The sequence below is a fragment of the Pedococcus badiiscoriae genome, assembly GCF_013408925.1.
GTDB classification, from domain to species: domain Bacteria; phylum Actinomycetota; class Actinomycetes; order Actinomycetales; family Dermatophilaceae; genus Pedococcus; species Pedococcus badiiscoriae.
In genome coordinates, this window is the sequence record NZ_JACCAB010000001.1 from 556,080 (window position 1) to 568,070 (window position 11,991).

At 71.3% G+C, this 11,991-nt stretch carries 9 protein-coding genes and 1 tRNA gene; 1 reads left to right on the forward strand and 9 read right to left on the reverse strand.

Annotated features, from left to right (window positions below):
• Positions 1 to 70: 70 nt before the first annotated feature.
• The 7 genes from rho to BJ986_RS02675 form a co-directional block, all read right to left on the reverse strand.
• On the reverse strand, positions 71 to 2,005 hold the full coding sequence (gene rho, locus BJ986_RS02645; protein WP_337794703.1) for a transcription termination factor Rho: 1,935 nt from the start codon (positions 2,003 to 2,005) through the stop codon (positions 71 to 73).
• A gap of 211 nt (positions 2,006 to 2,216) precedes the next feature.
• Complete coding sequence (gene thrB / locus BJ986_RS02650; RefSeq protein ID WP_179420594.1) at positions 2,217 to 3,191, reverse strand: homoserine kinase; 975 nt, start codon at positions 3,189 to 3,191, stop codon at positions 2,217 to 2,219.
• Entirely contained in the window at positions 3,191 to 4,276 is a 1,086-nt protein-coding gene (thrC, locus tag BJ986_RS02655) for a threonine synthase (RefSeq protein ID WP_179420595.1), read from the reverse strand. Before thrC ends, thrB begins: the two co-directional genes overlap by 1 nt.
• A complete protein-coding gene (locus BJ986_RS02660; RefSeq protein ID WP_337794705.1) occupies positions 4,276 to 5,643 on the reverse strand; it encodes a homoserine dehydrogenase in 1,368 nt (455 codons plus the stop codon). The genes thrC and BJ986_RS02660 overlap by 1 nt, the downstream gene beginning before the upstream one ends.
• A gap of 212 nt (positions 5,644 to 5,855) precedes the next feature.
• Positions 5,856 to 7,292: a diaminopimelate decarboxylase gene (gene lysA / locus BJ986_RS02665; RefSeq protein WP_179420597.1), complete on the reverse strand. Its 1,437-nt coding sequence runs from the start codon at positions 7,290 to 7,292 to the stop codon at positions 5,856 to 5,858.
• Between the two features lie 3 nt (positions 7,293 to 7,295).
• On the reverse strand, positions 7,296 to 8,942 hold the full coding sequence (argS, locus tag BJ986_RS02670) for an arginine--tRNA ligase (RefSeq protein ID WP_179420598.1): 1,647 nt from the start codon (positions 8,940 to 8,942) through the stop codon (positions 7,296 to 7,298).
• Between the two features lie 10 nt (positions 8,943 to 8,952).
• Complete coding sequence (locus tag BJ986_RS02675; RefSeq protein ID WP_179420599.1) at positions 8,953 to 9,357, reverse strand: response regulator; 405 nt, start codon at positions 9,355 to 9,357, stop codon at positions 8,953 to 8,955.
• A gap of 59 nt (positions 9,358 to 9,416) precedes the next feature.
• On the opposite strand from BJ986_RS02675, the gene BJ986_RS02680 reads away from it, so the two are divergent.
• Positions 9,417 to 9,488, forward strand: a tRNA-Arg gene (locus BJ986_RS02680).
• A 101-nt stretch (positions 9,489 to 9,589) separates the two neighbouring features.
• On the opposite strand, the gene BJ986_RS02685 is transcribed toward BJ986_RS02680, so the two are convergent.
• Entirely contained in the window at positions 9,590 to 10,624 is a 1,035-nt protein-coding gene (locus tag BJ986_RS02685) for a CNNM domain-containing protein (protein ID WP_179420600.1), read from the reverse strand.
• Positions 10,621 to 11,988: a hemolysin family protein gene (locus BJ986_RS02690; RefSeq protein ID WP_179420601.1), complete on the reverse strand. Its 1,368-nt coding sequence runs from the start codon at positions 11,986 to 11,988 to the stop codon at positions 10,621 to 10,623. Before BJ986_RS02690 ends, BJ986_RS02685 begins: the two co-directional genes overlap by 4 nt.
• Positions 11,989 to 11,991 lie beyond the last annotated feature (3 nt).

The window sequence follows — 11,991 nt, forward strand, 5'->3', positions numbered from 1 at the left end:
TACGGCGCGCTGCCGGGGTCCGACACCACCTGGGTGTCGGACCCCGCCAGGGCCCGCGGTCCGTGGGCGGTCAGTCCTTGTCGCCCTCGTCCAGGCGGATCGAGGAGTTCTGCTGGACCTGGATGAGGAACTCCATGTTGCTCTTGGTCTTCTTGAGCCGGTCGATCAGCAGCTCGATGCCCTGCTGCTGGTCGAGCGCGGCGAGCACCCGGCGCAGCTTCCACATGATCTTGAGCTCGTCACCGGACAGGAGGATCTCCTCCTTGCGGGTGCCCGAGTTGTTGATGTCGACCGCGGGGAAGATCCGGCGGTTCGCCAGGCCACGGTCGAGCTTGAGCTCCATGTTTCCGGTGCCCTTGAACTCCTCGAAGATGACCTCGTCCATGCGGGACCCGGTCTCGACGAGGGCCGTCGCGAGGATCGTGAGCGAGCCGCCGTTCTCGATGTTGCGCGCGGCGCCGAAGAACTTCTTCGGCGGGTAGAGCGCTGCGGAGTCCACGCCACCGGAGAGGATCCGGCCGCTCGCCGGCGCGGCGAGGTTGTAGGCACGACCCAGCTTGGTGATCGAGTCGAGCAGGACCACGACGTCGTGACCCATCTCGACGAGGCGCTTGGCGCGTTCGATCGCGAGCTCGGCGACCGTCGTGTGGTCCTCGGCCGGCCGGTCGAAGGTCGAGGAGATGACCTCGCCCTTGACCGCGCGCTGCATGTCCGTGACCTCCTCGGGCCGCTCGTCGACCAGGACGACCATGAGGTGGCACTCGGGGTTGTTCGTCGTGATCGCGTTGGCGATGGCCTGCATGACCATGGTCTTGCCGGCCTTGGCCGGGGCCACGATGAGCCCGCGCTGGCCCTTGCCGATCGGCGCGACCAGGTCGATGACCCGGGTGGTCAGGATGCTCGGGTCGGTCTCGAGACGCAGGCGCTGCTGCGGGTAGAGCGGGGTGAGCTTGCCGAACTCGACACGCTTGCGAGCCTCGTCCGGCGTCATCCCGTTGACCGTGTCGAGCCGGACCAGCGCGTTGAACTTCTGGCGCTGGTTCTGCTGGGCGTCCTCGCGCTGGGCCTTCACGGCACCGGTGACGGCGTCGCCCTTGCGCATGCCGTTCTTCTTGACCATGCCGAGCGGCACGTAGACGTCGCTGGGACCGGGCAGGTAGCCCGAGGTGCGGACGAACGCGTAGTTGTCGAGGACGTCGAGGATGCCGGCCGCGGGCACGAGGACGTCGTCCTCCTCGACCATCGGCTCGTTGTCGTAGTCACTGCCGTAGTCGCCACGCTGGCCACGCTTGTCACGGCTGCGGTTCCGGTTGCGGTTGCGGCGTCGTCCACCACGACCGTCCCCGTCGTCGTCGTAGCCCTGCTGGTCCTGCTGGCCCTGGCCGCGCTGGCCGCCCTGGTGGTCCTGCTGACCTTGCCCGCGCTGGCCGCCCTGCGGTCCGCGGTCGTCGCGGGTGTCGCGCGACGGGGCCGCCTCACGGTTCTGGCGTTCGCCCTGCTGGCGATCGGCACGCCCCTGCTGGTCGCGCCCCTGCTGGTCGCGCCCCTGCTGGCCACGATCCTGCTGGTCGCGCCCTTGCTGACCTCGGTCCTGCTGCTCAGGGTCCTGCTGCTCGCGGTCCTGCCGCTGGGCCTGGAGTCGTGCGGCCCGGTCTGCCCGGGTGCGGGTCGGGCGATCGCCCTGGACCCGGTCCCCGTCGGCGACCCGGTCGCCCTCGGCCCGGGCGGCGGAGCGGTCGGAGGTCTGCGGCTCGGCGGCGGCCGTCTCGACCGCAGCCGGACGCTCCTGCGTCGGGGCGGTCCGGCGTGCCGGCGCTCCTGCTCCGGACTGGCGGTCCTTGATGGCGGTGACCAGGTCACCCTTGCGCATCTTGGCCGTGCCGCTGATGCCCATGCTGGCGGCCAGGCCCTGGAGCTCGGCGACCTTCATGGTGCTCAGCGCGCCGGAGCGGCGCGGCTTCTCGTCCTGCGAACCCGCAGAGTCGAGAGTGGTGGTGTCTGTCACGAAGGATCCTTCCCCCTCGTTCGCGGCCCGGGGTTCAGATCCCGAGCCGGTGCTTGGGTCAGAAATGCTGACCGATGGAGCCACATGCAGCACAGTGAGGCGTGGCAGCACGAAGGCGGCCGACATGTGGTGGGTGCAGATCGCTGCTGGATGCGCAAGAGGTGGCATCGGCTGCGAGTGCGCCCCCAATGTAACACCGTTGGAGCACGCCTTAGTCCAGCGCGTCCAGAACGTCACCTCCGCGTCGCAGGGCCCTGACCTGCGCTCCCGTCGCCGGCACGCCCGGGTCGAGGACCTGCCACGCGTCTGCTGCCTGCGCCTGGACCAGGGACGTGACGGCGGGCACGTGGTCGCGGGTCGACAGGACCAGCACCGAGGGACCGGCCCCCGAGATCACCGCGGCATGACCACGGCTGCGGAGCGAGTCGACCAGTGCCATCGAGGCCGGGAACGAGTCCCTGCGCGCCTCTTGGTGCAGCCAGTCCCGGGTGGCCGCCAGCAGGTATGCCGGGTGGCTGGTCACGGCCTGGACCAGCAGTGCCGCACGGGCCGAGTTCAGGGCGGCGTCACCGTGCCGGATGTGGGTCGGCAGGACCGACCGCGCCTTGGCGGTGGAGAGCTGGGCCGCGGGGACCAGGACCACCGCCCGCACGTCGGGGTGGGGCGTGAGTCGCAGCGTCCGGGTGCCCTCGGCGGGCGAGTCGGACCAGGACAGGGTAAGGCCGCCGTAGACCGAGGCCGACGAGTTGTCCGGATGCCCCTCGAGACGGGCGGCCAGGTCGTTGGTGAAGGCCAGGTCCGGCGAGCCGGTGACCCCGCGGCATACGTCGTGAAGTGCTTGTGCCGCAACGACGCCCGTCACGATCGCCGTGGCCGAGGAGCCCAGCCCGCGGCCGTGCGGCACGGCGTTGCGGCACTCCAGGTGCAGTCCGGGGGCGGGCTCGACGCCCAGCTCCTCCCAGGCTCGCAGCATCGCGCGGACGACCAGGTGGCTGGCGTCGCGGGGCACGTCGTGGGCGCCCTCTCCCTCGACGTCGATCCGGACGCCGGGGCGCTCCGTCACCGTGGCGACGCACGAGTCCCAGAGCCCGAGAGCCAGCCCGACCGAGTCGAAGCCCGGCCCGAGGTTCGCGCTGCTGGCCGGCACCCGCACCTGCACGGAGCTGCCGGCGAGGAGCTCTCCCATCAGTCCTGCAGCCCCAGCGCCCGCGCCGCGGTGAACGCGTCCACCGGCACGCGCGTGGGGGTGACGTCGGTGCCGTCCGCGTTCCGCAGGGCCCACTGCGGGTCCTTGAGCCCGTGCCCGGTGACGGTGCAGACGACCGTGGCCCCGGCCGGGACCTGCCCGGCCTCGGCTGCCTGCAGCAGGCCGGCGACCGAGGCCGCCGAGCCGGGCTCGACGAAGATCCCCTCGCGAGCGGACAGGAGGCGGTGGGCGGCGAGGATCTGCTCGTCGGTGACCGACTCGATCCTGCCGCCGGACTCGTCGCGCGCCGCCTCGGCCTGCTTCCACGAGGCGGGGTTGCCGATGCGGATCGCGGTGGCGATCGTGTCCGGGTCGTCGACCGGGTGACCCAGGACGATCGGTGCGGCACCGGCTGCCTGGAACCCCCACATCTGCGGGAGCCGCGTGGCGGGTCCCGGGTGCTCGCTGCCGCGGTGGTACTCGCGGTAGCCCTTCCAGTAGGCCGTGATGTTGCCGGCGTTGCCCACGGGCAGGCAGTGGATGTCGGGCGCGTCCCCGAGGGCGTCGACGACCTCGAACGCCGCGGTCTTCTGGCCCTCGATCCGCGCCGGGTTGACCGAGTTGACCAGCTCGACCGGATAGGACTCGGCGAGCTTGCGGGCCAGCGTGAGGCAGTCGTCGAAGTTGCCGTCCACCTGGAGCAGGGTCGCCCCGTGGGCGATCGCCTGGCTGAGCTTGCCCATCGCGATCTTGCCCTCGGGGACGAGGACGGCGCAGGCCATCCCCGCCTTGGTGGCGTAGGCCGCGGCGCTGGCGCTGGTGTTGCCGGTGGAGGCACAGATGACCGCCTTGGCGCCGTTCCTGGCGGCCACCGAGATCGCGGCCGTCATGCCGCGGTCCTTGAAGGAGGCGGTCGGGTTGAGGCCCTCGTACTTCACGAAGACCTGGGCACCGGTGAGCCCCGACAGGTGCTCGGCCGGGATCAGCGGGGTGCCGCCCTCCTGGAGCGTCACCACGGGCGCACCCTCGAGCATCGGCAGCCGGTCGGCATACTCGCGGATCACGCCGCGCCACATGCCGGCCATCACTGGCCCTCCACCCGCATGACCGACACGACCTCGCGGACGGTGTCGAGCCCGGCGAGGGCCTGGACGGTCGCCGCGAGGGCGGCGTCAGGGGCGGTGTGGGTCACCACGATGAGGTTGGCCCGGGTCTCGGCGGCCTGCCCGTCGGGCCCGTCCGGGTCGGCGGCGATGAGGTGCTGGCGGACCGTCTCGATCGACACCCCGTGCTCGGCGAACGACGTCGCGACCTGGGCGAGGACGCCCGGACGGTCGGCCACGTCGAGGCTGATGTGGTACCTCGTGAGGGACTGGCCCATGGCCAGCACGGGCAGGTCGGCGTAGGCGGACTCCCCCGGGCCACGGCCACCCCCCACCCGGTGTCGGGCCACGGCGACGACATCGCCCAGCACGGCGCTGGCCGTGGGGTCGCCCCCGGCACCCTTGCCGTAGAACATCAGCTGACCGGCGGCGTCGGCCTCCACGAAGACCGCGTTGAACGCGTCGCGGACCCCGCCCAGGGGGTGCGACCGAGGGATCATCGCCGGATGCACCCGGACGCTGACCCCGGGGGCCAGGGTGCCGTCCGCACCGACCACCTCGGTGCGCTCACAGATCGCGAGAAGCTTGACGACACAGTCCATCTCGCGCGCCGCCTGCACGTCGGCCGCCGACACCTCGGTGATGCCCTCGCGGTAGACCTGGTCGCTGGAGACCCGGGTGTGGAAGGCGAGCGAGGCGAGGATGGCGGCCTTGGCCGCGGCGTCGAAACCCTCGACGTCAGCGGTCGGGTCGGCCTCGGCGTAGCCCAGGGCCTGCGCCTGCTCGACGGCCTCGGCGAACCCCATGCCGGTCGAGTCCATCTTGTCGAGGACGTAGTTGGTGGTGCCGTTGACGATCCCGAGCACCTTGCGGACGTCGTCGCCGGCCAGCGACTCGCGGATCGGCCGCAGGATGGGGATGGCCCCCGCCACTGCGGCCTCGTAGTAGAGGTCGACCCCGTGCTCCGCGGCGGCCGCGTACAGGGCGGGACCGGCCTCCGCCAGCAGTGCCTTGTTGGCCGAGACGACCGAGGCACCGTGCTTCATCGCCAGCTCGATGAGGCTCCGGGCCGGCTCGATGCCACCGATCACCTCGATGACGATGTCGGCCCTGGTGATGACCGACTCGGCGTCGGTCGTGAAGAGGGCGGGGTCGACGGGCAGGTCCGAGCGGTCCTTGCCGGCGCGGCGCACGGCGATGCCGATGAGCTCGAGGGGACGTCCGACCCGAGCTGCGAGGTCCTCGGAGTGCTGCGTGAGCATGCGGGCCACGGAGGAGCCGACGACGCCGCAGCCGAGCAGCGCGACCTTCAGCGGCCGTTCGCCACCTGCCTGCTCGCTCTCACTCACGCTGACTTCCCTCACTGCGTGCTCCTTGCGCCCTGGTGGGCCTCGTGCTAGGCCCTGGCCGTACCCCGGCCATGGTGCCGGTGTCCACGGTGTGGACGCTCATTGTTCCGTCATCCGGACATCTTCCGACAGGAGACGCGACCCGCCGAGGATCTTGCGGACGGCGGTCGGTCTGGGCGTCATGTCGTGTCCTCGGTGGGTGGCGGATCTCGTCAGCCGATGTCGAGCGCCAGCAGGTCCTCGACCGTCTCGCGGCGGACCAGGACCCGCGCCCGCCCGTCGCGGACGGCGACCACGGGGGGCCGTGGCGTGTGGTTGTACTGGCTCGCCATCGAGCGGCAGTAGGCACCCGTCCCGGGCACGGCGACCAGGTCGCCCGCTGTGACATCGGCCGGCAGGTACTCGTCCATGACGACGATGTCGCCACTCTCGCAGTGCTTGCCCACCACGCGGGAGAGCCGCGGTGCGGCCTGCGAACGGCGGCTGGCGAGGGTGCAGGAGTAGTCGGCGTCGTACAGGGCCGTCCGGATGTTGTCACTCATGCCGCCGTCGACCGAGACGTAGGTGCGGGCCAGCCCCTCGGTGACGTCGACGTCCTTGACCGTGCCCACCTCGTAGAGCGTGAACGTGCTCGGTCCCACGATGGCGCGTCCCGGCTCGATGGAGATCCTCGGCGTCGGGGTGTCCGGGCTGCCGTCGCCCACCGACTTGAGCTCGCGCCGGACCAGGTCGGCCATCTGCTCGCCCAGCTCGCGTGGTGACAGGGGCGTGTGCTCGGTCGTGTAGGCGATGCCGTAGCCGCCCCCGAGGTCCAGCTCGGGCAGGTGGATCCCGTGGACCCGCGCCACCTCGGCGTGCAGCCCGATGAGCCGTCGCGCCGAGACCTCGAAGCCTGCCGTGTCGAAGATCTGGCTGCCGATGTGGGAGTGCAGGCCCAGGAGCTCGAGCCGGTCGCCGAGGGCGAGGATCCGGCCCACGGCCTCGGCCGCCTTGCCGCCGGCCAGGGAGAAGCCGAACTTCTGGTCCTCGTGGGCGGTGGCGATGAACTCGTGGGTGTGCGCCTCGACCCCGACGGTGACGCGCACCATGACGGGCGCCCGGACTCCCAGCTCGGCGGCGACCATCGCGATCCTGTCGATCTCCTCGAACGAGTCGACGACGATCCGCCCCACGCCGTACTCCAGGGCCTGACGGATCTCGGCCAGCGACTTGTTGTTGCCGTGCAACCCGATCCGCTGGGCGGGGAAGCCGGCGCGTTGCGCCACGGCGAGCTCGCCGCCCGAGCAGACGTCGAGGCACAGGCCCTCGTCGGCAACCCAGCGGGCGACCTCGGTGCACAGGAACGCCTTGCCGGCATAGAACACGTCGACCCCGCCGAGCTCGGCGAAGGGCGCCGCGAACTCGTCCCGGAAGGCCCGCGCCCGCGCGCGGAAGTCCTCCTCGTCCACGACGTAGGCCGCGGTGCCGAACTCGCGCGCGATGCTCACCACGTCCAGTCCCCCGACGGTCAGGCGGCCCTGCTCGTCACGCCCGATCGTCTGTGGCCACAGCTGCGGCACCAGCTCCATGACGTCGGTGGGCCAGGGCAACCAGTGCGGTGGTCCGCCGTATCCCTCGGCGTGGAGGGCTCCGGCCTCGTGAGCGCGCATGGGCTACATCCTGTCGGGAGCGCGGACCCCCAGGAGGTCCAGTCCGTTGGCCAAGACCTGCCGGGTGGCGTCGTTGAGCCACAGGCGGGTGCGGTGGAGGTCGGTGACCTCCTCGTCCGCGGTCATCGGCCGGACCCGACAGGTGTCGTACCACTTGTGGAAGTGGCCGGCGAGGTCCTCGAGGTAGCGAGCGACCCGGTGCGGCTCCCGCAGGTGGGCGGCATGGGCCACGACCCGGGGGAAGTCGCCGAGGATCGCGAGCAGGGACGCCTCGGTCGGATCGGTCAGCAGCGACGGGTCGAACCCGTCCTGCCGCAGCACGCCGTCCTCGTGGGCGAGCCGGGCGACGTTGGAGGTCCTCGCGTGGGCGTACTGGACGTAGAAGACGGGGTTGTCGTTCGTCTGCTTGCGCAGCTCCTCCCCCTCGAGCGAGAGCGGGCTGTCGGCGGGGTAGCGCGCCAGGGAGTACCGGATCGAGTCGGTGCCGATCCAGCTGATGAGGTCGCGCAGCTCGATGATGTTGCCCGCCCGCTTGGACAGCTTGGCGCCCCCGAGGTTCACCAGCTGGCCGATCTGGACCTCGATGTTGCGCTCTTTGTCGTCGCCCGCGCATGCCGCGATCGCCTTGAGCCTGTTGATGTAGCCGTGGTGGTCGGCGCCCAGCAGGTAGATCTTCTCGTCGAACCCGCGGTCCTTCTTGCTCAGGTAGTAGGCGGCATCCGCGGCGAAGTAGGTGGGCTCGCCGTTGGCCCGTACGAGGACCCGGTCCTTGTCGTCGCCGAAGTCGGTGGTGCGCAGCCAGACGGCACCGTCCTTGTCGAAGACGTGCCCCTGCTCGCGCAGGCGGTCCACCGCCTGCTCCACCGCACCCGAGGCGTGCAGCTCGGCCTCGGAGAACCACACGTCGAAGGTGACGCCGAAGTCCGTGAGGGTGTCCTTGATGTCCTGCAGCTGCGCCGCGTAGGCCTCCGCCCGCGTCACCGCCAGCGCCTCGTCGTCGGGCAGCTCGAGCACGTCCGGCCGGACGGCGAGCACCTGGGCGGCGAGGTCGTCGATGTAGGCGCCCGGGTAACCACCCTCCGGGGTCGGCTCACCCTTGGCCCGTGCCAGCACCGACGCGGCGAACTTGTCCATCTGCGCGCCGGCGTCGTTGATGTAGTACTCAGCCGTCACGTCGGCGCCCGACGCGCGCAGCAGCCGGTGCATGGAGTCGCCCAGCGCTGCCCAGCGGGTGTGGCCCAGGTGCAGCGGCCCGGTCGGGTTCGCCGAGATGTACTCGAGGTTGATGACGTGCCCGGCCTCGGAGTCGTTGCGGCCGTATGCCGTGCCGGCCTCCACGATGGACCGCGCCAGCTCACCGGCGGACGAGGCGTCGAGGGTGATGTTGAGGAAGCCGGGACCGGCGATGTCGACGGCCTTGACGCCGGGCACCCTGCCGAGGCGCTCGGCGAGAGGCGTGGCCACGTCGCGCGGCGGCATACCAGCGCCCTTGGCGAGCTGGAGGGCGACGTTCGTGGACCAGTCCCCGTGGTCGCGGTTGCGCGGCCGCTCCACCCGGACCTCCGCGGGCACGTCCACGCGCAGGTCGCCGGCGGCGACGGCTTCGACCAGGGCGGTGCGGATGGCTGCGGAGAGCTCTTCGGGAGTCACCCGGGCAAGTCTAGGGCGCGGGCTGGTGCGCCCTGCCCTCGGCCATGAAGCCACTGACGAGCGCGATCAGGTGGTCGGGGTCGAACGGTTTGGACACGAAGGCGTCGAGTCCCGATCCCTGCGCCTGGACGCGGTCGTGCTGCTGGACCGAGGCCGTCACCATGATCACCGGTATGCCGGCCAGGCGGGGGTCGGCGCGGATCCGGGAGATCGCCCACCAGCCGTCGCGGGGCCCCATCTGGGCGTCCAGGGTGATGACGCCGGGAACGTCGGGGCTGGCTTGCAGTGCCTCCAGCAGCTCCCCGCCGTCCGCGGCCTCGCAGACGTCGTACCCCTCCAGCTCGAGGTTGACCCTGATCAGGTGCCTGATCTGGTCGGTGTCGTCACAGACGTAGACCAATCCCCCTCGTTCCATGGTGGCCACCTTAGGCTGCTAACCTCGGCGGGCGCCTCCACAGCGGGGCGTGCATGTCCGCCCCCGTAGCTCAGGGGATAGAGCACCGCCCTCCGGAGGCGGTGGCGCAGGTTCGAATCCTGCCGGGGGCACCCATGGGCCAGGCGCGAGAGCGCCTGGCCCTTCTGGTTGCCCGGCGGGACCCAGTCAGCGTGCCCGGCACGAGCCGGTCGGCTTGCTCCTCAGGAGCCAGTCAGCGCTGGGAGGCGTCGGTGACCTCGCCGACGAGCTCCTCGATCACGTCCTCCAGGAAGACCACGCCGATGTCGTGGCCCTCGGGGTCGACGACCCGCGCGAGGTGGGCGCCGGTGCGCTGCATCGTGCGGAGCACCTCCTCGACCTCGTCGGCGGCCTGCACGGTGGCGAGCTTGCGGACCCGCTTCACGGGGACGGCGATGGCACGCTCCGTGTCGTCGGCGTAGAGCACGTCCTTGAGGTGCAGGTAGCCGGCGAGCTCCCCCGAGCGGTTGAGCAGCGGATAGCGCGAGAAGCCACGCTTGGCGACGAGTCGTTCGACGTCGTCCGGAGTCGCCGTCAGGGGCAGGGTCACCAGGTCGGACAGGGGCACGGCCACGTCCACGGCGTCCTTGTCGCTGAACTCCAGGGCGGCGCCGACGAGCCCGTGCTGACCCTCCTGGATGAGCCCTTCGTGCCTGCTTTCGGCCAGGATGTGCTCGACCTCCTCGGCGGTGAAGGCCGAGGTGATCTCGTCCTTGGGTTCGACCCCGAACAGCCGCACGAGCGCCTTGGCCATGGCCTCCATGACCCAGATGATCGGCCGTAGGGCCCGGGTGAGGTAGAGCAGGACGGGCACCAGGACGAGCGCCGACCGCTCGGGCCCGGCGAGCGCCAGGTTCTTCGGGATCATCTCCCCCACGACGACGTGGAGGTAGACGACGACGAGCAGCGCGAGCGCCAGGGCCACACCGTCGGTCACGCCGTCGGGCAGACCGAGGTGGTGCACGACGGGCTGGAGGGCGTGGTGCAGGGCCGACTCGGAGATGGCACCCAGGAGCACCGAGCAGACGGTGATGCCCAGCTGTGCGCAGGCCAGCAGGGAGCCCATCTGCTCGAGGGCGTCCAGGCAGACCTGAGCCCGGCGCGAGCCGCTCGCCGCGAGGGGTTCGAGGGTGGACCGCCGGGCGGACATCGCGGCGAACTCCGCTCCCACGAAGAAGGCGTTGAGCAGGAGCAGCAGGACCGTGACCCAGACGGCGGCCGTGCTCACCGTGCCACCTCGCTCTCGACCGCGGCCGGACCGTCGTGACCGTCATCGCCCTCGGTCCCGCGCTCCGCGGTCTCGAGCGGGACGAACCGGAGCCGGTCGGCGCGCATGCCGTCCATGGCCAGGACGGTGATCTCCCAGCCGGGGATCGTGACGGTGTCGCCGACGGTCGGGATGCGGCCGAGTGCGGCCATCACGTACCCGCCGGTCGTCTCGTACGCGGGTCCGTCCGGGACCACCGCGCCGAGGCGTTCGCGCACCTCGTCGGGTCGCCACAGCCCTGGCACCGTCCACGACCCGTCGGTGAACTCCCGGCCCGTGGTGCGGAAGACGTCGTGCTCGTCGGACACCTCGCCGACGATCTCCTCGACGACGTCCTCGAGCGTCACGATGCCTGCGGTCCCGCCGTACTCATCCACGACGATCGCCAGCTGGAGGCCGTGCTCGCGCAGCATCAACAGCAACGGGTCGAGCCGGATCGTCTCGGGCACGAGCAGCGGCGGCACCATCAGCGCCGACACCGGCACGTCGGCGCGTCGCTCGTGGGGGACGGCGATCGCGCGCTTGACGTGCACGACCCCGTCGATGTCGTCCCAGTCCTCGCCGGTGACGGGGAAGCGTGAGTGACCGGTGCGCCGGGCCAGCTGCACGACGTCCTCGGCGGTGGCCGTGCGCTCGATCGACGACGCCCGGGCGCGGGGGCTCATCACGTCGGCGGCCGTCTGCTCACCGAAGTCGAGCGACTTGGTGACCAGACGGGCGGTGCCCTCGTCGAGCGTCCCGGCCTGGGCGGAGCGTCGCACCAGCGACGCCAGCTCCTGCGGGGTGCGGGCCCCCGACAGCTCCTCGCGCGGCGTGATGCCCAGGGCGCGCAGGAACAGGTTGGCGGAGCCGTTGAGCACGAAGATCAGGGGGCGGGCCACCACCGCGAACCCACGCACCGGCATCGCCACGACCTTCGCCGTGGCCAGCGGCGCGGAGATGCCGAGGAACTGCGGGAGCAGCTCGCCGAACACCATCGAGAACAGGGTCGCGATGACCAGCGCCAGGCCGGCCGCCACCGAGTCGAGGGTCGAGCCGCTCAGCCCGACCGCCCTCAGCGGCGTGTGGAGCAGCGCCCCGAGGGACGGCGTCGCCAGGAACCCGAGGACCAGCGTGGTCAGGGTGATGCCGACCTGCGCCGCGGACAGCTGCGTCGAGAGCCGCCGCAGCGAGCGGAGAACGGGCTCGGCGCGTGAGTCCCCCGCGTCCACCGCCTTCTGCACCGTCGGCCGGTCGAGAGCGACCAACGAGAACTCCGTGGCCACGAAGAGAGCTGTGCCGATCGTCAAACCCACGCCGGTGAGGACCAGCAACCATTCGGTCATAGT